The sequence below is a fragment of the Streptomyces sp. CNX435 genome, assembly GCF_059570575.1.
Genome location: NZ_JCANTA010000030.1, coordinates 59,033 through 79,910 on the forward strand (window position 1 = coordinate 59,033; position 20,878 = coordinate 79,910).

A 20,878-nucleotide genomic window follows, 5' to 3' on the forward strand; every position below is an offset into this window, starting at 1 on the left:
AGGCGCCCGACCGGTTGCATCCGGCCATTATGCGTCCGCTGTCCGGCCGCTATCCTGCCGTGGCCGCCGGTACGCCCGTGAGCGCCGTCACCACCGGATCGAGCGCCTGCCCGATCTCGTCGCCGATACGCCGGAAGTACGGCACCGGCGCCCCGTACGGGTCGTACACCTCGTCCGCGGCCGGGCTGGGGGCCAGCAGCCAGCCCCGCAGCGCCGCCGCGGCCTGCACCAGGCTGTGCGCCCGCGCCACCGGGCCCTCGCGGGCGGGCGGCAGGGTCGCGGCGTCTATGGCCCGTACCAGCCGGGCGAACTCCTTGAGCGTGAACGTGCGCAGCCCCGCGGAGTGCCCCATGGAGATGACCTGCGCCCGGTGGTCCCGGGTCGCGGTCAGCACCAGATCCGCCCGGATCACGTGCTCGTCGCGCAGCTCCCGCGCCGCGAACCCGTCCGGGTCCGCCCCCGACTCGCGCAGCACCGTCGCCGCGTGCGCCTCCATGGGCGCACCCTCGTGCCCCCAGGTGCCCGCGCTCTCCACGGCGATGCCCGCCGCGGGCCGCGGGCCGAGGCGCACGTCGAGGGCATGCCGCGTCAGCCGCTCGGTGATCGGCGAGCGGCAGACGTTGCCGGTGCTGACGTGGAGGATCCGGAATCCCTGTATGTCCCCCGTGCGCCCTTCGGGCGCGGTCAACTGGCGACCTCAAGCCCGCCGGCGACCTCGCGCAGCTGCTCGGCGGTCACCGCGCCCTCGCGCAGCAGCACCGGCGTGCGGCCGGTGATGTCCACGATCGAGGACGGCACCGCGGCCGGCGTCGTGCCGCCGTCGAGGTAGACCGAGACGGCCTCGCCGAGCATCTCCTGGGCGGCGTCGCAGTCCTGCGGGGCGGGGTGGCCGGTCAGGTTGGCGCTGGAGACGGCCATCGGGCCGACCTCCTTGAGCAGTTCGAGCGCCACCGGGTGCAGCGGCATGCGCACCGCCACCGTGCCGCGCGTCTCCCCCAGGTCCCAGGTCAGCGACGGCTGGTGCTTGGCGACGACGGTCAACGCGCCCGGCCAGAAGGCGTCGATCAGCTCCCACGCCTCCTCGCTGAGGTCCTTGACCAGGCCGTGCAGCGTGTTCGGCGAGCCGATCAGCACCGGCGTGGGCATGCTGCGCCCGCGGCCCTTGGCGTCCAGCAGCGACGCCACCGCCTCGGCGGTGAAGGCGTCGGCGCCGATGCCGTAGACCGTGTCGGTGGGCAGGACGACCAGCTCGCCGCGGCGGACTGCGGACGCGGCCTCGCGCAGCCCGGTCCTGCGATCGGCCGCATCGCTGCAGTCGTAGCGCCGTGCCATGTCAATCTCCTTCTCAGGTACGGACTCTGCGGGCGGTCGCGAATCGAGGCCGGTTGTTGAGGTCGGGGTGGTCGGCGGCGTCCGCCCAGCCGCGTTCCTCGGTGAAGAGCCACGGCACCTGGCCGCCCTGGGTGTCGGCGTGCTCGACGACGACCACCCCGCCGGGGCGCAGCAGCCGTCGGGCGGCGACCTCCAGACCGCGGATGAGGTCGAGGCCGTCCTCGCCGGAGAAGAGCGCGGCCTGCGGGTCGTGGTCGCGGGCTTCCGGTGCGACGTGCTCCCACTCGGTCAGCGGGATGTACGGCGGGTTGCTGATGACCAGGTCGACCTGGCCGTTCAGCTCGGGCAGCGCGGTCAGCGCGTCTCCATGGTGCAGTACGACACGGGCGCCGCCGTCGTTGTGCGCGGCGTTCTTGCGCGCCCAGTTGAGCGCCGTCTCCTCCAGCTCCACGGCGTGCACGGCGGCCCGCGGCACCTCCTGCGCCATGGCCAGCGCGATGGCGCCGGAGCCGGTGCACAGGTCGACGATCAGCGGCTCGACGACGTCCATCGCGCGCACCGCCGCTATCGCCCAGTCCACCACGGACTCGGTCTCCGGCCGCGGGACGAAGACGCCGGGGCCCACCTGCAGCTCCAGGTAGCGGAAGTAGGCGACGCCGGTGATGTGCTGCAGCGGCTCGCGGGCCTCGCGGCGGGCGACGGCCTCCCAGTAGCGGGCGTCGAAGTCGGCGTCGGCGACGCGGTGCAACTCGCCGCGGGGCACGCCGTGGACGTAGGCCGCCAGCTCCTCCGCGTCAAACCGCGGGGAGGGCACGCCGGCGTCGGCGAGCCGCTGCGTGGCCTGTGCCACTTCGACGAGCAGCAGGTTCACGTTCCCTCCGGTCCCTCGGGCGTATCGGCGTGCGGTGGTCAGCCGGCGTCCGCGAGCCTGGCCGCGGCGTCCGCGTCCACGCAGGCCTGGATCACCGCGTCCAGCTCCCCGTCGAGCACCTGGTCCAGGTTGTACGCCTTGAAGCCGACCCGGTGGTCGGAGATGCGGTTTTCGGGGAAGTTGTAGGTGCGGATGCGCTCCGACCGGTCCACGGTACGCACCTGACTGCGGCGCGCGTCCGCCGCCTCCTTCTCGGCCTCCTCCTGTGCCTCGGCGAGCAGCCTCGCCCGCAGGATACGCATCGCCTGCTCCCTGTTCTGCAGCTGGCTCTTCTCGTTCTGGCAGGAGACCACGATGCCGGTGGGCAGGTGCGTGATGCGTACCGCGGAGTCCGTCGTGTTGACGGACTGGCCGCCGGGCCCCGAGGAGCGGTACACGTCGATACGCAGGTCGCCCGGGCCGATCTCGACCTCGTCGACGTCCTCCGCCTCGGGCAGCACCAGCACGCCGGCCGCGGAGGTGTGGATACGGCCCTGCGACTCGGTGGCCGGCACCCGCTGCACGCGGTGCACGCCGCCCTCGTACTTCAGCCGCGCCCACACGCCGTGGCCGGGCTCCGCGGGCGCGCCGCCCTTGAGCTTCACGGAGACGGAGACGTCCTTGTAGCCGCCGAGGTCGGACTCGTTGGCGTCCAGCAGCTCCGTCTTCCAGCCCTGCCGCTCGGCGTAGCGCAGGTACATCCGCAGCAGGTCGCCGGCGAACAGCGCGGACTCCTCGCCGCCCTCGCCCGCCTTGACCTCCAGGATGACGTTCTTGTCGTCGCTGGGGTCGCGCGGTACGAGCAGCAGCCGCAGCCGCTCCGTCAGCTCCTCCCGCTCCCGCTCCAGGCTCTTGGCCTCGGCGGCGAAGTCCGGGTCCTCGGCGGCCAGCTCGCGGGCGGTGGCGGCGTCCTCACCGGTGCGCTCCCAGGCGCGGTACGCCGCGATGATCGGGGTCAGCTCGGCGTAGCGCTTGTTGAGCTTCGTGGCGCGGCGCTGGTCGGCGTGCACGCCGGGGTCGGCGAGCTGCTGCTCCAGGGCGGCGTGCTCGCCGATGAGATCCTTGACGACCTCGAACATCGTGGGGTGCTCCGTAAGGGGAAGTAGCAGGACCGGGCGGCGGGGCCGGGCAGCGGGGCGGGGCGGGCGGCCGGACGGGACGAAAAACGTGCGCCGGCCCGGTCCGCCCTCATCGAAGGCGGCCGGCCCGGCGCACGCGGGCGAGCTACTTCTTCGCCGCGGCCTGCTTGCCGAAGCGGGCCTCGAAGCGGGCCACGCGGCCACCGGTGTCGAGGATCTTCTGCTTGCCCGTGTAGAACGGGTGGCACGCGGAGCAGATGTCCGCGCGGATGGTGCCGGAGGTGACGGTGCTCCGGGTGGTGAACGAGTTACCACAGGTGCAGCTGACCTGGGTCTCCACGTACTCCGGGTGGATGTCGCGCTTCAAGGGATTCTCCTAGGTTCGGGAGGGCTCCGGGTCGATCGGCGGATGCGTCACGTGAACCGGGGCCGACGTACCAGTCTACGAGGACCGGTCGTGCTCGCCAAAACGGGTCCGGTGCCCGCTTTATTCCACGGCCCGCGGTGGGCATCGCCGTGGAGAGCGCCGCTATTCGGCGCCCGCGAGCGATTCCGCCGCCTGCGCGCCGCCGCGGGGCGCGACCTCCGCCAGCTCCCCGGGCCCGGCCGGCGGGGCAGCGGCCACGCGGTCCTCGCCCGCCTGCGCGCCGGCGGTGTCCTTCAGCGCGGACCCGGGTATCGGCCGGTCGCCCCGCAGCGCCTGCCAGACCTGCGCGGACTCCTTCTCCAGCGGCACCACGCGGTTGGGGTCCTGCGCGTCGTACGTCACCGGAAGGGTGACCATCTGCATGTCGTCCGGGCCTATGTCGCCCAGGCTCTCGGCGAGCCGGCGCAGCTCGTTCACCGAGCCCAGGTCCTCGTCGGTGGTGATCGACTTGGTGGCGGTGTCGGCGAGGCCGATGAGCTTCGTGGGGCTGGTCAGCAGGTCGATCTCGCCGACCCGCTGCACCAGCGCCTTGACGAAGACCTGCTGCAGCTCTATCCGGCCCAGGTCGCTGCCGTCGCCGACGCCCTTGCGGGTACGGACCAGGCCGAGCGCCTGCTCGCCGTCGAGGGTGTGGGTGCCGGCCTTGAGGTCGAGGTGGCTGTCGGGGTCGTCGATGTCCTGGCGGGTGGTGATCTCCACCCCGCCGAGCTGGTCGATGAGCCGCTTGAAGCCGCTGAAGTCCACCTCGACGAAGTGGTCCATGCGCACCCCGGTCAGCTTCTCCACGGTCTTGACGGTGCAGGCCGGGCCGCCGACGGAGTACGACTCGTTGAACATCGCCCGCTCGGCGGCCGGGGCGGTGCCGCCGTCCTCCCGCTCGCACTCGGGGCGGTCGACGAGGGTGTCACGGGGGATGCTGACGACGCTGGCGCGCTTCCGGTCCTCGTAGACGTGGACGATCATCGCGGTGTCGGAGCGGGCGCCGCCGCCGTCGCGGCCGTACTCGGCGTTCTCGCCGGCGCGGGAGTCGGAGCCGAGGACAAGGATGTCCATGGAGCCCCCGGGCAGGTCCTTGGGCCGGTCGCCGCCCAGCTTGGCATCCAGGTCGACGCTGGTCAGGTTGCCGTTGAGGCGGAAGTAGAGGTACGTGAACCCGGCCCCGCCGAGGACCACGGCCCCCACGAGCACCCAGACCGCGGCGAGCACCGCCTTGCGGCGGGGACTGCGCGGTCGCCGGCCGGGATCCCCGGCTGCGTACGGTTCCGCCATCGGCTCCTCACCTCGGCCGCTCAGGTCCCTGACGCGCCGCGGGCAGGTCCAAACTTTTCCGCACATTACCCGACAGGGATCACCTAAAAGGGTTACACACGTCTTGGTGAACGCGCAAAAGCCTCCCCTCGTTCCGAGGGGAGGCTTTTGCCACGAAAAGTCGCTGACCTGCACCGGTTCGCGTGGGCCCGGCGCCGGCCGGCGCTAGTCGCCGTTGGGCGTGGGCGTGGTCTTCTGGATCTGCAGCAGGAACTCGGCGTTGCTCTTGGTCTGCTTCATCTTGTCCAGCAGCAGCTCCATGGCCTGCTGCTGGTCCAGCGCGTGCAGCACCCGGCGGAGCTTCCAGACGACGGCCAGCTCGTCGCTGCCCATCAGGATCTCCTCCTTGCGGGTGCCGGAGGCGTCCACGTCGACCGCGGGGAAGATGCGCTTGTCCGAGAGCTTGCGGTCCAGCCGCAGCTCCATGTTGCCGGTGCCCTTGAACTCCTCGAAGATCACCTCGTCCATCCGCGAGCCGGTCTCGACCAGCGCGGTGGCCAGGATGGTCAGCGAGCCGCCGTCCTCGATGTTGCGCGCGGCGCCGAAGAACTTCTTCGGCGGGTAGAGCGCCGTGGAGTCCACACCGCCGGACAGGATGCGGCCGGAGGCGGGCGCCGCCAGGTTGTACGCGCGGCCGAGCCGGGTGATCGAGTCGAGCAGCACGACGACGTCGTGGCCCAGCTCCACCAGCCGCTTGGCCCGCTCGATGGACAGCTCGGCGACCGTGGTGTGGTCCTCCGCCGGCCGGTCGAAGGTCGAGGAGATGACCTCGCCCTTCACCGACCGCTGCATGTCGGTGACCTCTTCGGGCCGCTCGTCGACGAGGACGACCATGAGGTGGCACTCGGGGTTGTTGGTGGTGATCGCGTTGGCGATGGACTGCAGGATCATCGTCTTGCCGGTCTTCGGCGGCGCCACGATCAGCCCGCGCTGCCCCTTGCCGATGGGCGAGACCAGGTCGATGATCCGCGGCGTCAGCGCGCCCGGGTCGCTCTCCAGCCGCAGCCTGTCCTGCGGGTAGAGCGGGGTGAGCTTGCCGAACTCCGCGCGCCCGCGGCTCTGTTCCGGCGACTGGCCGTTGACCGAGTCGAGCCGGACCAGCGCGTTGAACTTCTCCCGGCGCTCGCCCTCGCGGGGCTGGCGCACGGCACCCGTGACGTGGTCGCCCTTGCGCAGGCCGTTCTTGCGCACCTGGGCCAGCGAGACGTAGACGTCGTTGGGGCCGGGAAGGTAGCCGGAGGTGCGGACGAAGGCGTAGTTGTCGAGGATGTCGAGGATGCCGGCGACCGGGATCAGGACGTCGTCCTCGGCGATCTGCGGCTCGCTGTAGTCGTCGCGCCCGCGGCGCCCGCGGCGGTCACGGTAGCGGCCCCGGCGGCCGCGCCGGCCGCCCTCGAAGTCGTCGTCCTGCTGCTGTTGCTGCCGGCCGCCGCCGGCCTGGCTCTGCTGGCCGCCGCCCTGGCTCTGATGGCCGCTGCCGCCGTCGTCGCCCTTGTTGCGGCGGTTCTGCCGGTCCCGGCGCCCGCCGCCCTGGCGGTCGCCCTTCTGCCGGCCGCCGTCGCCGGACTGCTTGGCGTCGCCGCCCCTGTCGGACCTGTCGGCCTTCTCCGCCCGGTCGCCCTGGTCGCCGCCCGCGTGCTGCTCGGCGCCGGACTGGTCCTGCGCCTTGACGGGCTGGCCGGGAATGTCGATGCGGGAGTCGGCGCCCTCGTCCCTGCGGCCGGCGTCGCCCTCGGCCTGCTCGGCCTCGCCGGTACGGGCCCGGGAGGTGGCCCGGCGCTTCGGCCGGGTCGCCGCGCCGGCGTCCGACTGCTCGGCCTTGCCGGCCTTGTCGGCGGCCTTCTCGGCCTTGGCCTCGGCGGGATTGCCGCCGTCGGCGCCCTGCCTCTCCTTGATCACCTCGATGAGCTGGCTCTTGCGCATCCGAGCGGTGCCCCGGATCCCGAGGCCGGATGCGATCTGCTGGAGCTCCGCCAGGACCATGCCCTCCAGGCCGGCGCCGCGACGGCGCCTGGTCGAACCGGCGGTGGTTGCGGGAGCTCCCCCAGTCTCCTGCTGGGAGGCACCCCCAGAAGCTGGGCTGGCGGCGTTCTCTGCGTTGACGCCCATCAGATCGGTGGTGTCGCTCACGAAGGGTCCTTCCCTGGAGCGGTGCGTCGGCCTGTCTGGCTCGGCGACCGGTCGTGCTCTCCGGCTGCGGCCCGTGCGTTTGCGTCCGCGGGTCCGCGCCGGTGCGGTAGTCCGCCTTACGGCGGTGAAGACTGTGCAGGGTCGGCATGCTGGTGGTGCGGGGCACTCGGGTGGGTGTCACGCACGACAGCGGTGCCGATTCGGGAGCGTCACTGCACCGGCAGGCTGCTCAGGCAATGTGGAAGGCTCCCGGAAGAAAGGCTGTCCCGCGGGGGAAATCCCCCTGGGACCTGCCCCCGGGCCCTGCGGCCCGGAGAGACCCCAGCACACAGCACTGCCGTCTGGAACCAATGGCTGTGCTGACCTACGACTGGAGTGCGCTGGTGCTGCCTTGAGGTTAACACTATCGGATCCCGCAGACATTCCCCCCTCTCCCGGCGCCGGCGGCCGGTTCGGCGTTGTGCAATCTGTGGTATGGGTCGTCGTGCGGGCGGTGCGCGGGCCGGTGACCTGCGCTCGCCCGCGTCCGTCGCGTGGCACGGCCGCCGCGGGCCCGTCAGGCCAGCGGTAGCACGCTCGCCCCCTCCCGATCGAGGGCCAGCCGGTTCGCCGCCCAGCCGGCGCCCGCCGAAAGGGCGACCTTCTCGGCCGCGCCGTCCTCCGCGAACGCCAGCACCGTCGGGCCCGCGCCCGAGATCACCGCGGGCACGCCGTCGGCCCGCAGCCGCGCCACCAGCGCCGCGCTCTCCGGCATCGCGGCGGCGCGGTAGTCCTGGTGCAGCCGGTCCTCCGTGGCCGTGAGCAGCAGCTCGGGGCGCCTGGTCAGCGCCTCGACGAACAGCGCCGCGCGGGCCGCGGTCAGCGCCGCGTCCGCGTGCGGCACGGTACGGGGCAGCAGGCCCCGGGCCTCCGCGGTGGACAGCGGGTTGGCCGGCACGAAGACGACCGGGACGACGCCCTCGGCCGGGTCCAGCCGCAGGGCCCGTACCGCCGCCGCGGGCGCCTGCCCGGGCACCGCACCGGCGCCACCCGTACCGTCGTCCGTCCAGGCCAGCGTGAAGCCGCCGAGCAGGCACGCCGCGACGTTGTCGGGGTGGCCCTCCAGCTCCGCCGCCAGCTCCAGCAGCGCGGTCTTCTCGGGGGTGGCGTCGAGCGCGCCCGACCGCTCGGTGCCGCCTATCGTCACCGCCCGCGCCGCGATGATCCCGGCGCAGATCGCGGCGGCGGACGAACCGAGCCCGCGGCCGTGCGGGATACGGTTGGCGCACACCACCTCCAGCCCGCGCGGCTGCCCGCCCAGCGCCTCGAAGGCGCTGCGCATGGCCCGTACGAGCAGGTGGGACTCGTCCCGCGGGAGGTCGTCGGCGCCCTCGCCGGCGATGTCGACGTGCAGCCCGGACTCGGCGACCCGGACCACCACGTCGTCGTACAGCCCGAGGGCGAGTCCGAACGTGTCGAAGCCGGGGCCGAGATTGGCGCTGGTCGCCGGCACACGGACGCGTACGGGCGCGGCGCGGAAGGCTGGACCGGCCATCGCTTGCGTGACTCTCCTTGTGTGACTCTCACCCGGTTTCCCGGGCGGTGGGGGAAATCAGCTCGGTATCGACTCTGCCCGACCGGCGCCCCCGCGGCGCGCTGTGCGCGCACGGCCGGGCGGTACGGACGTCTTTCGAAAGGGGGTGCCCGGGACACTCGACCGGCGGGCTCAACGCCAGCTTATCGAAGGTGGGTTCCCCTGCGACATAGGGCGCACAGGAGGCGCTCGATGCGCGGCCCGCGCACGCGCCCGGCCTGCGGCCGGGGCGCCGGCCCGGCGCGGGCCCGGGGCCCGGGTCGTACGGCGGTCTGCCCAGGCCGTACGGGCTCCCGCCCGGCCCGTACGCCGGTGCGCCCGGCCCGTACGCGGGTGTGGTCCCGGGCCGTGCGCGGGTGTGGTCCCGGGCCGTGCGCGGGTGTGGTCCCGGGCCGTGCGCGGCCGGGCCGGCCTCAGGCCAGCCCCAGCCGCTCCGCCGCCACGTCCGCGTCGACCGGTACGGCGACGGGCTGCGGGGCGCCGGCGACCGCCCAGTCCGGGTCCTTCAGCCCGTTGCCGGTGACCGTACAGACGATCCGCTGGCCGGGGTCGACCATCCCCAGCTCCGCGGCCTGCAGCAGCCCCGCGACGCTCGCCGCCGAGGCCGGCTCGACGAAGACGCCCTCCTGCGCGGCCAGCAGCTTGTACGCCCGCAGGATCTGCCGGTCCGTGACCGCCTCGATGTGCCCGCCGGACTCGTCGCGCGCCTGCTCGGCCAGCTCCCACGAGGCCGGGTTGCCGATGCGGATGGCGGTGGCCAGCGTGCTCGGGTCCTTCACCGGCTCGCCGCGCACGATCGGGGCCGCGCCGGCCGCCTGGTAGCCCCACATCCGGGGGGTGCGGGTGGCGGGGCCGGCGCCGTTGTCGTGGTACTCGCCGTAGCCCTTCCAGTACGAGGTGATGTTGCCGGCGTTGCCGACCGGCAGGACGTGGATGTCCGGCGCGTCGCCGAGCGCGTCCACGACCTCGAAGGCGGCGGTCTTCTGGCCCTCGATGCGCGCCGGGTTGACGGAGTTCACCAGCGCCACCGGATGCTTCTCGCTGAGCTGCCGGGCCAGCGTCAGGCAGTCGTCGAAGTTGCCGTCGACCTGCAGGATCCGCGCCCCGTGCACCAGCGCCTGGCCCATCTTGCCGAGCGCGATCTTGCCCTGCGGCACCAGCACGGCGCAGGTCAGCCCGGCCCGTACCGCGTACGCGGCGGCGGAGGCCGAGGTGTTGCCGGTGGAGGCGCAGATCACGGCCCGGGCGCCGGCCTCCTTCGCCACAGAGATCGCCATCGTCATGCCGCGGTCCTTGAAGGAGCCGGTGGGGTTGGCGCCCTCCACCTTCAGGTGCACGTCGCACCCCGTGCGCTCGGAGAGCACCTGGGCCGGCACCAGCGGGGTCCCGCCCTCCCGGAGCGTCACCACCGGGGTCGTCCCGCTGACCGGCAGCCGGTCGCGGAACTCCTCGATGACGCCCCGCCACTGGCGGGTGCCTGACATTCGAGGTTCGTCGGTCACTGCGTCCATTTCCTTACGTCACTCCCCTTCGACCCGCATGGTGCCGGCCACGCCGCGGACGGTCTCCAGCTTCCGGAGCGCCTCGACCGTGGCCGCGAGCGCGGCGTCCGTCGCCCGGTGCGTGACCACCACGAGCGACGCCTCGCCATCCTTGCCCTGCTGCCGGACGGTGTCGATCGACACGTCGTGCTCGGCGAAGACCGCGGCCACGTGGGCGAGCACGCCCGCCCGGTCGGCCACGTCCAGGCTGATGTGGTACCGCGTGACGACGCCGTCCGGCGGCGCCACCGGCAGCTGCGCGTACGCGCTCTCCCCCGGCCCGCTGCCGCCGCTGAGCCGGTGCCGGCAGACCGCGACCAGGTCGCCGAGCACGGCGCTCGCGGTCGGCGCGCCGCCGGCGCCCGGGCCGTAGAACATCAGCTGCCCGGCCGCGCTGGCCTCGACGAAGACGGCGTTGTACGCCTCGCGGACGGAGGCCAGCGGGTGCGTCAGCGGGATCATCGCCGGGTGCACCCGCGCGGTGACGGACCTGCCGTCGGGCGTGCGCTCGCAGATGGCGAGCAGCTTGACCGTACAGCCGATGCGGCGCGCGGACGCCATGTCGGCGGCGGTGATCTCGGTGATGCCCTGGCGGTGTACGTCGTCGAGGCGGACCCGGGTGTGGAAGGCGATGCCGGCGAGGATCGCCGCCTTGGCGGCGGCGTCGTAGCCCTCGACGTCGGCGGTGGGGTCGGCCTCGGCGTAGCCGAGCGCGGTGGCCTCCTCCAGCGCCTCGGCGTAGCCGGCGCCGGAGGTGTCCATGCGGTCGAGGATGAAGTTGGTGGTGCCGTTGAGGATGCCGAGCACGCGGTTGACCTTGTCGCCGGCGAGCGACTCGCGCAGCGGGCGGACGAGCGGGATGGCGCCGGCGACGGCGGCCTCGTAGTAGAGGTCGACGCCGCGGCTGTCGGCGGCGGCGTAGAGGCTGGGGCCGTCCTCGGCGAGGAGGGCCTTGTTGCCGGTGACCACGCTGGCGCCGTGCTCGAAGGCGGTGGTGATGAGCGTACGGGCCGGCTCCAGGCCGCCGATCAGTTCGATGACGACGTCGACGTCGCCGCGTTTGACAAGCGCCGTGGCGTCCGTGGTGACCAGCTCGTCCGGGATCCCCGGCCGCGCCACCCCGGTCCGCCGCACCGCGACGCCCGCCAGCTCCACCGGGGCGCCGATCCGGGCGGCGAGGTCGGCGGCGTTCGCCGTCATGATGCGCGCGACCTCGGAGCCGACGGACCCGCAGCCCAGGAGCGCCACCTTCAGCGGACGCCTCTCGCTCATATGACCTCGTTCCTCACGTGCACCATCAGGGGGCGGATTCCAGTCTCACGCAGCCGGGGGCGATTGCGACGCTCTGTCCGGATGCCGAGACGTACCGTTTACGGCTTGAGATGCGGCACTGCTCGCGCGCCGCCGCTCAGCCGACGCTCAGCCGACATCGAGCCGCAGGAGATCCTCCTCCGTCTCCCGCCGCACGATCGCGCGCGCCGCGCCGGCCGCCACCGCCACCACGGGCGGGCGCAGCACGTGGTTGTAGTTGCTCGCCATGGAGCGGCAGTACGCCCCGGTGGCCGGCACCGCGAGCAGGTCGCCGGCCGCCAGGTCGGCGGGCAGGTAGGCGTCGCGTACGACGATGTCGCCGGACTCGCAGTGCTTGCCGACGACGCGGGCGAGCATCGGCTCGGCGGTGGAGGCGCGGGAGGCCAGCGCCACCGAGTACTCGGCGTCGTAGAGCGCGGTGCGGATGTTGTCCGACATGCCGCCGTCCACGCTCACGTACGTACGCAGCCCCGCCAGCTCCTTGACCGTGCCGACCTCGTACAGCGTGAAGGCCGTGGGGCCGACGATGGCGCGGCCCGGCTCCACGGACAGCCGGGGCATCGCGAGCCCCGCGGCGGTGCACTCGCGGGAGACGATGTCGCGCAGCGCCTTGGCGATCTCGTACGGCTCCCGCGGGTCGTCCTCCGGGGTGTACGCGATGCCGAGGCCGCCGCCGAGGTCGATCTCGGGCAGCTCCACCCCGTGCTCGTCGCGGATCTCGGTGAGCAGCCCGACGACGCGGCGGGCGGACACCTCGAAGCCGGCCATGTCGAAGATCTGCGAGCCGATGTGGCTGTGGATGCCGACCAGCTCCAGGGCGTCCAGCTTCAGCACCCGCCGTACCGCCTCGGCCGCCTGGCCGTCGGCGAGCGCGAGACCGAACTTCTGGTCCTCGTGGGCGGTGGCGATGAACTCGTGCGTGTGCGCCTCGACGCCGACCGTCACCCGGATCTGCACCCGCTGGCGCCTGCCGAGCCGCTCGGCGATGTGCGCGACGCGGACGATCTCCTGGTACGAGTCGAGCACGATCCGCCCGACGCCGGCCTCGACCGCCCGCTGGATCTCGGCCGGGCTCTTGTTGTTGCCGTGCATCGCGATCCGCTCGGCCGGCATCCCGGCGGCCAGCGCGGTCGCCAGCTCCCCGCCGGAGCAGACGTCGAGGTTCAGCCCCTCCTCGCGCAGCCAGCGGACGACGGCGCGGGAGAGGAACGCCTTGCCCGCGTAGAAGACGTCGGCGCCCTCGAAGGCGTCGGTCCAGGCGCGGCAGCGGGCGCGGAAGTCCGCCTCGTCGAGGAAGTAGGCGGGGGTGCCGAACTCCTCGGCGAGCCGGGTCACGGGCAGCCCGCCGACGGTGACGACGCCGTCGGCGTCCCGGGCGACGGTACGGGCCCAGACGCGCGGGTCGAGGTCGTTGAGGTCGGCGGGCGGGGCGGCGTAGTGCCCTTCGGGCAGCACGTCGCCGTGCCGGGGGCCGGCGGGGTGGGCGGATCGGCTCACGGCGGGGTACTCCTTCGGTGGTGCGGGGTTGTCACAGGTGTTCCGGGGCTGGGATCCCGAGAAGATCGAGCCCGTTGCGGAGGGCTATCCCGGCGGCGGCGGCCCGGCGCAGCCGGGCTTGGTGGCCGGCGGTGGGCTCCTCGTCGCCGCCGGGCAGGGCGGGGTGGGCCGCCTCGGCGGCGAGGAACGCGTCGGCCAGGACGTCGAGGTGCCGGGCGAGCCGGTCGGGCGCGCGGCGGCGGGCGGCGGTCTCCACGACGGCGGGGAGGTCGCCAATGGCGGCGCGGAGGGCGCCACCGGTGCGAGTGTGCCGTACGGGGACGGCGGGGGGCACGTCGAGTGGGTCGCCGAGGGCGGTGGCGGCGCGGGCGAGGGCGGCGGTGCGGGAGTGGGCGTACTGGATGCGGAAGAGGGGGTTGGGTTCGCGCCGGAGGAGGAGGTCGGGGGTGAGGCGCGCCCGGTGGTCCCCGGGACTGCGCAGGCAGGCCCACCGGACGGCGTCGGCGGGATAGCCCGCGCTCGCGGACGCCAGCGGCACGGCCCGTACGCGTACGACTTCGCCGTGATCGGCGAGGGAGCCACCGGCGGCGAGGAGGAGCCGCCGGAGGGCGTCGGCGACCACGGCGGCACGAAGGTGCCGGCCGGCCTCGACGGCGTAGGCGGTCCCCGCGAGGAAGTCCCCGCTCCCGAAACGGCCTCCCGCGGCGATCGCCGCCTCGACCGGGTCCCCGCTCCCCCGCAGCGTGATGTTGAGGAACCCGGGCCCGGTGACGGTCACGTCGGCGATGCCGGGGTGGGCGGCGAGACGTTCCCGCAGGAACGCGGCGACGTCGAGGGGGTCGCGCCCGGCGGCGTGGGCCAGCTGCAGGGCGGCGTTGGTGGCGAAGTCCCCGCATCCCCCGGGCCGCGGCCGATCCACGACGACGCGCGCCGGCACGGGTGCGCCGAACTCACCCACCGCGGCGGATCGCACCGTACGCAAGACGGTACCGGTGAGCTCTGCGGGGTCCACGGGACCAGCGTATGGGAGGCACCGGGGAGGGAGGCGAACCCTTTTACCGGACTCGTCCCCGGCTCAGCACACGGAAGACCCGGCGGGCTCCGCGTCGTCGGCGGCATCCCCGGCCAGGGACTCCCCGACCCGCTCGGAAGCCCGCCGCGCAGCCAACCGCCGCACGACCCGCACCAGATCGACGGGCTCGAAGGGCTTCGCGACGAACGCGTCCACCCCGGCCACCCGCCCGGCCTCGGCCTCCAATTCACTGCACCCGCTGACCACCGCTATCGGCAACTCCCGCGTCCGCGGATCGGCCCGCAGGCGGGCCGCGGTCCGCAGCCCGTCGAGCCGGGGCATGACGATGTCGAGCGTCACCACATCGGGACGAACCCGGTGGACGGCTTCCAGACACTCGGCACCATCGGCCGCGGTCACGACCTCGAAACCCTCAAGTTCGAGATTGACCCTGATCAGCTGCCGGATCACCTTGTTGTCATCGACGACAAGGACCCGACCGGACAAGCCAGGCACAAGGGAAAGCGTAGGCGCGCCCGCCCCCCTACGTCCGGCTTTTGAACACTTCCGCCCCTGACCTGCACACACACCCCGCCCCCCACCCCCAAAACCCAGTACCCGACCACCCCCCGGAAGCTGGTAGGGTTCTACCCGTCACCGCGTCACCACGCGGAGACCCGCCCCCGTAGCTCAGGGGATAGAGCAACGGCCTCCGGAGCCGTGTGCGCAGGTTCGAATCCTGCCGGGGGCACCCAGAACATGGGAACGGAATGGGGCATCATAGCCCGATTTGCCGCTCTGGGTGCTGTAGCCATGTGAACCCGCTTCGACGCTGCTGTTCGACTTCGGGTGCCCTGTCTGCAGACCATCGGCGACGTCCCTCAGCTCGTGCACCAGATGGCCCGCGATGGTGACCCTGAGACTGACGTCTTCTCGGGGTCGGCTGTAGCGAACCTCCAGCCCGAAAGCTTCGTAGAGCTGGCGTTGTTTCTCTTCGGGCAACCTCCTGACGTCTACGTTCAACATCGGTAGGGCGTCAAGCAGGGCCGCATCGCCAACTCGACCAGAAGGCTCGGGTGCGTCCATCCGGCCAAGCTGTTCGGAGAGAGCTTTGCGCTGCCTGCCCAGGTGGGCGTGTTCTTTCCGGATGCCGTCGCGGAACGCCTTCTCAAGCTCGGGGTCGAGTCCTTCACCAGGCCCGTCTCCGCCGATGCCCTCTGCAAGGGTCTGAATCAGGCGGTCCTGGCGGCGGTCGATGGCGGAGATGGCCTGCTCCAGCGCGTGGCGCTCGTTGGAGATTCGATCAGACGCATCCCGGGGCTGTGACGCTCTGAGGGCTGCATCCAGATGGACACGCCGGTTGGGCCCGAAAACGCACGTGGTGAAGAAATCGGAGACGGATTCGAGCAATGTCTCCTCACGGATCCACAAGCTCTTGGGGTGGGCGGGGAACCAAGATCTTTCGCGGTGCTCGTTCGGGTCCACCTCGCATGCGTAGTACGGGACGCGATGTCGGGTCTTGCCGAACATACGCCGCTCGCACAGATCGCAGACCACATACGAACGTAGAACGTAGGAGCGTTTGGCGGCAGGATGCCGGTTCACGCCGCAGGCAGTCCGTGAGCCTTGGCGTTTACGGGGCATGGCGGAAACCACGTCGAACAACTCGCGGGTGACCAGCGGTTCGTGAGTGGGCTGGGGTGAAGTTCCCCCGTGATCTTGGACACTCGATGCTTACGCTGCGAGGGTGTGGCCTCGTTCGTGCCGCTGCCGCGTCTCCAGGGGTGTGAGATAGCCCCAGGTCGGGTGTTTGCGTAGCCGCTTGCGGTTGTAGAAGGTCTCGATGAATGTGAAGATCTCGGCGCGGGCGGTGGCCCGGTCCGGCCACTCGCGGGTGCCGATCTCCTCCTTCAGCACGGCGAAGAACGACTCGGCGGCGGCGTTGTCGTAGCACGAGCCGGTTCTGCCCATGCTCTGACGCAGGCGCAACCTGCGTATGTCGCGGCGGAGTTCATCCGAGGTGTATTCGGCCGGTGCACCATCGCCATGCTCCGGTGCGAGGTACAGCGCCCCGCCCGCGGCCGGTGCGGCCTCTTCTGCGTCGGCGGCCGGTGCGAAGCCGGCGAGCCCAGCGTCCAGGAGGGTTACTACCTCGGCGCCGGCGTCGTCGATCAGCACGCTGGCGGGCTGGAGGCATCCGTGCACCAAGCCCGCAGCATGAACGGCGACCAGTGCGGTACACACCTGCTCGGCCACCGCCAGCGCCCGGCGCCAGCCAATTCGGCCCTGCTCGGCAAGCAACTCCCCGAGGGGGCGGCCGGTCAGCGGCGCCAGCACCAGGTAGCCGTGGCCAGCCCGGCCGGCGAGTTCGGTGATGCCGTAGGCCCGCACCGCGACCAGGTACGGACTGTCCAGCCCGGCCAGCGCGGCGACTGTACGGTCGAAGCGAGCCTGCGCTTTCTGGTCCGTAGCACTGCCCCAGGTAGCAGTTGCACGGCGACATCGTCATACCGATCGGTGTCGCGGGCCCGCCACACCTCGCCCGCACCGCCGACACCCATCTGCTCGACCAACTCATAGCGGCCGTCGATAACGACGCCCCGTAAGCCGATCTCCGGCAACGCCTCTCCCCCTCGTCCCCTCTCGTCGCGCTCGACCCGTTTCACGGCCGAAGACTGCCAGACCGGTCCACAGCGTAGTGCTGGCCAGACCACAGAGCCCCGACTCGTGAATAGAGCCACCGCACAGGTGCACATCCGTGCCGCGTCCCGCCGGCTGCGCTGGAGATTGGTGTGGCTGTGTACGCGAGAACTGTTCCCACGTGCACAGCCAGTTGGTGCCACGCCCTGCGCCCGGCACCGGCGCTCTTCCGCCTCCCCGCGGTGAGGCTTACCGTCCCCGAGCCACGGCCTGGGGCTCGGGAATGTGGTGCGTCAGACGCGCTGCCCGGCGTCCAGCAGGGCGAGGGCGTTGTTTATCCCCTGATCGAGGAGTTCATTGGCGAGTTCTTCGTCGGTCAAGGCGCGGGAAAGCTGCAATGTCCCGGCCATCAGGCCGAGGAGGCTGAGCGCCTTCACGCGTGCGGAGGACGGGGCCTCGGGCGCCATGCGGGCGGCAATGCCGTCGATGAGGGCCAGCACGCCATCGGTGTACGCCTGCCTGGTTGGGTCGGTGCAGCGCCCGATCTCGTCGAGCAGAGCGGCGTTGGGGCAGCCGTCGACAAAGCTGTCGCGGTGCTGGGGCGACAGGTACCCTCGCACAATCTGCTCGAGTCCGGCACGGCCAGGCGCGGCCCGCGCGACGACGTTCTCGGCCTGCGTCTTCAACTGGTCGGCGATTGCCGTGGTGACGAGGTCTTCCTTGGATTCGAAGTGAGCGTAGAAGGCCCCGTTGGTCAGCCCCGCGTCCTTCATGAGCGTCGAGACCCCGGAGCCGTCGATGCCGTCTCGCTTGAACCGGCGGCCCGCCGTCTCGATGATCCGCCGCCTCGTCTCCCGCTTGTGCTCTTTTCCGTACCGCACCACAGCACACGCTCCTTCGCCGACTCGCCAGTACTATAGTATTGCGAGCGTAATCCAAAAAGTGGACGGCGGCGACTTCGGGCAGATGACGGCGCTGCGCGGCACGGACGACAGGCGAGCGTCGGGCGTTCATCAGTGAGGCAGGCACGGACCCAGCGAGTTCGCGGGCGAAGGCGATGTTCGTACGGTCGGGCTGCTCGGGTGCGCCGAAGATCAGCCCGCCTCCGTGTATCGTCGCCTTCCGCCCGCGATGTGATCGGCGAGGCCGACCCCGAACCTCGCCGCCGCGCGACGGCCGGGCCGGGGCGGCTCGGTCAGATCTTCGCTGTGTCCCGGACCCATGCGCCGATCTGCGTGATGGCGGCGTCGCATTCCGGGACCCGGCCGGCGCCGTAGACGTAGGAGTGCTGGCCGCCTGGGACCACGACGGTCGCGGTGTCGATTCCGGCTTCCTTGACGCGGGCGGCGAACTCCTCGTCCTCGCCGGCCAGGACCTCGTAGGTGCCCCAGGACACGAGGGTCGGGGGCAGGCCGCTGAGGTCCGCCCGGTTGAGATTGATCCGGGTGTCGGTGAACTCGATGCCTGTGCCGCCGATCCAGGACTCCCGGAAGAACTCCAGGAGTTCCTTGCTGAGGATCTTGTCCGTTGCGGCCTTGGTCACCATGGTCTCGTTGGCGATCTCCAGGTCGCACCAGGGGGAGATCGACACGATGGCGCCGGGCAGCGGCTGCTTCTTGTCGCGCAGGCGCAGTGCCAGGGCGACGGCCATGAACCCGCCGATCGAGTGGCCGATCGTGATGATGTTCCCCGGTTCGTACCCTTCGGACAGCAGCCAGTTGAAGGCCGCCTCGGCGTCGTCGACCTGGGCCGGGTACTTCTGTTCCGGTGCTCTGCGGAAGTCCAGCACCAGTACGGGGGCTCCTGCGGCCTTGGCGATATGGCCGGCGAGTTTTCGGTCGACGAATGCCGACGACAGTACGGAGCCTCCGGCGTGGCCGTGCAGGAGGACGTGGTCGGTGTGGGCGTCGACGGGTTCGCACCAGATTCCCAGAACGCCGCCGGCGTCCACCTCGCGATAGGTGACGCCTTCCGGCTCCCGGGCCTGCAGATGGACGCTCTCCGACACGATGCGCATCGCGTCCAGCTCGGACTCGGGAGCCACCAGTCCGGCCATGAAGTCCGCGAATTCGATCGCTTCCGGGCTAAGTTCGACAGCAGCGTTGTCAGACATGTGGCACCTCCATGGGCCATTGGGGCATACCGGCCCGCCAGGACCGGTATCGCCGGGGTTTGTCATGCGGTGTGGATGGGGTGGCCGGTGTAGCCGGCCTCGCCACCGCCGTAAAAGCGGTGAAGCCGTCGATAATGATCAGCACGCCGTCGGTGTACGCCTGACTGGTTGCGTCCACGCGGCGCTTGCGTTGGGGCAGCCGTCGCCGGGGTTGTCCCGGTCGGCGATCACGATGGTGACGAGGCATGCGTTCATCCATGGCAGCCAGGTCTTGCGCCCCCGGATACCGCCCTGGCCGAGTCAGTGTGCCGCGTTGGCAAGGAGAGCGGCGACGTTGATCCTCCCGGTCTGCAGCTTCGCGTCGTGGGGCTCGGGCACCCCGCCGTCGGTGATATACAACCGGTCGCCGCGAACGGCGGTCGCGGAGGGCGAGGCGAGACCGTCCGCGCTGGTCAGAACGGCCTTGTGGGTGCCGTTCGGGTAGACCACCACGATCCTGTCCGGACCGTTCTGCGAGGAGGAGCCGTTCTGCGCCGCGAACACCACATCGGACCAGGGGGTCAGGAAGCTGAGATCGTCGATGTTGGGCAGGCCGTCCGCGACAGGGTGGATGGGACCGGCCGCGCCGGTGCCGGTGACCGGTACCCGCAGCAGTGTTCCCTTGTTGAAGTTGCTGACCCACAGAGCACCGTTGTGGAACCTGAGCCCGTTGGCACCGATCGGCAGGGCTGCGGCCGGCACCGGCGCGAGGGCGTCATCGGTCAGCCACGGGGTCACCGAGCCGCCCGAGACCGGAACGGACCAGATGGTGCCCTTCAGGCTGTCCGCGATGTAGAGGGTGCGTCCGGCCGGGTCGATGGCCAGCCCGTTGGGGCCCGCGTCGGCGGGCAGAGCGGCGATGCGCTGAGGGGTGCCGTCCGCACGCAGCGTGTACACGCCGTTCCTGGCCGCGTTGCCCGGGGCCCACACGCTGTAGTAGACGGTGCCGTCAGTGCCACGGGTGTTGCCGCTGATCGCCTCACCCACCTGCCCGGTGACGAACACCGTGCGCTCTCCGGACGCCGAGATACGCATCAGCTGCGGCCCATGGGTGCGCTCGCACACCGCGCAACTGCCGAGCATGGACAGGGTCATTGAGCCGTCGGGGTTGACGGTGATGTTCTCGGGGATCTCGCCGACGGCGTAGTCGAAGTTCGCCACGGTCCGTACGTCGGTGACAACGGTTCCGCGATACGAGTATCCCGTCCCTGCGGACGCGGACGGCGCCGACCCCAGGACTGCCGCCGACGCGGTGACCGCCAGCACGATGACGGCGTTCTTCTTCAGAAAACGCCTTGCGCTCGATGCACTGCGCCGGGCCGTTTGCTGGCGTTGCTGCTGCATGACTCTCCTGGCAAACCAACGAGTGACTGATCAATGGACTGTCAGAGACAACAGAGATATCGGGGCACATCGGAGATATTCAGGCGGCATCGGAGCCATTGCAGCCGGACCGGGATGTCAGGTGGGCATGCGGTTGTTCTTGCGGATCTGCTTGTCGAACGCTCCGGCGGGGACGAGGCGGCGCGCCTTGGTGACGCGTGAGGCCAGCGGACCGGCGGTGTAGCGCAGGTTCGGCTTCTTGTCGGTGGCCGCGGTGACGACCACTTTGGCGACGACGGCGGGGTCGTCGCCGTCCTTCATCGCCTCCGCCATCACCTCGTCGAAGACGCGCCGTCGCTCCGCGTACAGGGGCAGCGGGGTGTCGGGCTGTGCGGCGTTGGTGTCGAAGCTCGTCTTGGTATAGCCGGGCTGGACGAGGAGGACCCGGATGCCGTGTTCGCGGACCTCGTGGTCCAGCGACTCGGAGTAGCCCTCGACGGCGTGTTTCGAGGCGACGTAGAGGGCCATGAAGGGCTGGGGGACGATCCCGAGGACGGACGAGATGTTGATGACGCGTCCGCCACTCTGGGCGCGCATGTGCGGCAGGACGGCCTTCGTCATACGGATGACACCGAGGACGTTG

At 71.5% G+C, this 20,878-nt stretch carries 19 protein-coding genes, 1 tRNA gene and 1 pseudogene; 2 read left to right on the top strand and 19 right to left on the bottom strand.

Annotation, left to right across the window (positions count from 1 at the left end; all coding sequences use genetic code 11):
* Positions 1–49 precede the first annotated feature (49 nt).
* The 13 genes from T328_RS32395 to T328_RS32455 form a co-directional block, all read right to left on the bottom strand.
* A complete protein-coding gene (locus T328_RS32395) occupies positions 50–688 on the bottom strand; it encodes an arsenate reductase/protein-tyrosine-phosphatase family protein (RefSeq protein WP_496499811.1) in 639 nt (212 codons plus the stop codon).
* Positions 685–1,332, bottom strand: coding sequence for an L-threonylcarbamoyladenylate synthase (locus tag T328_RS32400; protein ID WP_496499812.1), 648 nt, complete (start codon positions 1,330–1,332; stop codon positions 685–687). Before T328_RS32400 ends, T328_RS32395 begins: the two co-directional genes overlap by 4 nt.
* Positions 1,333–1,345: 13 nt before the next feature.
* Positions 1,346–2,203 (bottom strand): peptide chain release factor N(5)-glutamine methyltransferase, encoded by an 858-nt coding sequence (prmC, locus tag T328_RS32405; RefSeq protein ID WP_496499813.1) that lies wholly within the window; start codon positions 2,201–2,203, stop codon positions 1,346–1,348.
* Between the two features lie 38 nt (positions 2,204–2,241).
* On the bottom strand, positions 2,242–3,321 hold the full coding sequence (gene prfA / locus T328_RS32410) for a peptide chain release factor 1 (protein WP_496499814.1): 1,080 nt from the start codon (positions 3,319–3,321) through the stop codon (positions 2,242–2,244).
* Between the two features lie 145 nt (positions 3,322–3,466).
* Positions 3,467–3,688: a 50S ribosomal protein L31 gene (rpmE, locus tag T328_RS32415; RefSeq protein ID WP_018840095.1), complete on the bottom strand. Its 222-nt coding sequence runs from the start codon at positions 3,686–3,688 to the stop codon at positions 3,467–3,469.
* Between the two features lie 162 nt (positions 3,689–3,850).
* Entirely contained in the window at positions 3,851–5,017 is a 1,167-nt protein-coding gene (locus T328_RS32420; RefSeq protein WP_496499815.1) for an LCP family protein, read from the bottom strand.
* Positions 5,018–5,221: 204 nt separating this feature from the next.
* Entirely contained in the window at positions 5,222–7,186 is a 1,965-nt protein-coding gene (rho, locus tag T328_RS32425; protein WP_496499816.1) for a transcription termination factor Rho, read from the bottom strand.
* Between the two features lie 556 nt (positions 7,187–7,742).
* On the bottom strand, positions 7,743–8,720 hold the full coding sequence (thrB, locus tag T328_RS32430; RefSeq protein WP_496499817.1) for a homoserine kinase: 978 nt from the start codon (positions 8,718–8,720) through the stop codon (positions 7,743–7,745).
* Between the two features lie 452 nt (positions 8,721–9,172).
* Positions 9,173–10,243, bottom strand: coding sequence for a threonine synthase (gene thrC / locus T328_RS32435; protein WP_496499818.1), 1,071 nt, complete (start codon positions 10,241–10,243; stop codon positions 9,173–9,175).
* A 36-nt stretch (positions 10,244–10,279) separates the two neighbouring features.
* Positions 10,280–11,572 carry a homoserine dehydrogenase gene (locus T328_RS32440; RefSeq protein WP_496499819.1) on the bottom strand — a complete coding sequence of 431 codons (1,293 nt, stop codon included), beginning with the start codon at positions 11,570–11,572 and terminating at the stop codon, positions 10,280–10,282.
* Between the two features lie 147 nt (positions 11,573–11,719).
* Entirely contained in the window at positions 11,720–13,108 is a 1,389-nt protein-coding gene (gene lysA / locus T328_RS32445) for a diaminopimelate decarboxylase (RefSeq protein ID WP_496499820.1), read from the bottom strand.
* Positions 13,109–13,139: 31 nt separating this feature from the next.
* Positions 13,140–14,120 (bottom strand): DALR anticodon-binding domain-containing protein, encoded by a 981-nt coding sequence (locus T328_RS32450; protein WP_496499821.1) that lies wholly within the window; start codon positions 14,118–14,120, stop codon positions 13,140–13,142.
* Positions 14,121–14,183: 63 nt separating this feature from the next.
* Positions 14,184–14,636, bottom strand: coding sequence for a response regulator (locus T328_RS32455; protein ID WP_496499822.1), 453 nt, complete (start codon positions 14,634–14,636; stop codon positions 14,184–14,186).
* Between the two features lie 163 nt (positions 14,637–14,799).
* Here T328_RS32455 and T328_RS32460 point away from each other — a divergent pair.
* Positions 14,800–14,871 (top strand) — tRNA-Arg (locus T328_RS32460).
* Between the two features lie 383 nt (positions 14,872–15,254).
* Entirely contained in the window at positions 15,255–15,446 is a 192-nt protein-coding gene (locus T328_RS32465) for a hypothetical protein (protein ID WP_496499823.1), read from the top strand.
* A 408-nt stretch (positions 15,447–15,854) separates the two neighbouring features.
* Here T328_RS32465 and T328_RS32470 read toward each other — a convergent pair whose 3' ends face one another.
* From T328_RS32470 to T328_RS32495, 6 genes and pseudogenes are all read right to left on the bottom strand, one after another.
* Positions 15,855–16,109 (bottom strand): integrase core domain-containing protein, encoded by a 255-nt coding sequence (locus T328_RS32470; RefSeq protein WP_496499831.1) that lies wholly within the window; start codon positions 16,107–16,109, stop codon positions 15,855–15,857.
* Positions 16,110–16,178: 69 nt separating this feature from the next.
* Positions 16,179–16,559, bottom strand: a pseudogene (locus T328_RS32475) (protein kinase family protein); the annotation flags it as partial.
* Between the two features lie 494 nt (positions 16,560–17,053).
* The gene (locus tag T328_RS32480) at positions 17,054–17,644 is read right to left on the bottom strand and encodes a TetR/AcrR family transcriptional regulator (RefSeq protein WP_496499824.1); all 591 of its coding nucleotides are present in this window, start codon (positions 17,642–17,644) and stop codon (positions 17,054–17,056) included.
* A 311-nt stretch (positions 17,645–17,955) separates the two neighbouring features.
* Complete coding sequence (locus T328_RS32485; RefSeq protein ID WP_496499825.1) at positions 17,956–18,873, bottom strand: alpha/beta hydrolase; 918 nt, start codon at positions 18,871–18,873, stop codon at positions 17,956–17,958.
* A gap of 300 nt (positions 18,874–19,173) precedes the next feature.
* A complete protein-coding gene (locus T328_RS32490) occupies positions 19,174–20,256 on the bottom strand; it encodes an SMP-30/gluconolactonase/LRE family protein (protein WP_496499826.1) in 1,083 nt (360 codons plus the stop codon).
* A gap of 117 nt (positions 20,257–20,373) precedes the next feature.
* A partial coding sequence (locus T328_RS32495) for an SDR family NAD(P)-dependent oxidoreductase (protein ID WP_496499827.1) occupies positions 20,374–20,878 on the bottom strand: 505 nt, incomplete at its 5' end.

Bases quoted from the DNA above. Each gene is read 5' to 3' on its own strand.
- T328_RS32400 (WP_496499812.1), bottom strand. From the start codon at position 1,332: ATGGCACGGCGCTACGACTGCAGCGATGCGGCCGATCGCAGGACCGGG.
- thrC (WP_496499818.1), bottom strand. From the start codon at position 10,243: ATGTCAGGCACCCGCCAGTGGCGGGGCGTCATCGAGGAGTTCCGCGAC.
- T328_RS32420 (WP_496499815.1), bottom strand. From the start codon at position 5,017: ATGGCGGAACCGTACGCAGCCGGGGATCCCGGCCGGCGACCGCGCAGT.
- T328_RS32490 (WP_496499826.1), bottom strand. From the start codon at position 20,256: ATGCAGCAGCAACGCCAGCAAACGGCCCGGCGCAGTGCATCGAGCGCA.
- prfA (WP_496499814.1), bottom strand. From the start codon at position 3,321: ATGTTCGAGGTCGTCAAGGATCTCATCGGCGAGCACGCCGCCCTGGAG.
- T328_RS32440 (WP_496499819.1), bottom strand. From the start codon at position 11,572: ATGAGCGAGAGGCGTCCGCTGAAGGTGGCGCTCCTGGGCTGCGGGTCC.
- T328_RS32485 (WP_496499825.1), bottom strand. From the start codon at position 18,873: ATGTCTGACAACGCTGCTGTCGAACTTAGCCCGGAAGCGATCGAATTC.
- thrB (WP_496499817.1), bottom strand. From the start codon at position 8,720: ATGGCCGGTCCAGCCTTCCGCGCCGCGCCCGTACGCGTCCGTGTGCCG.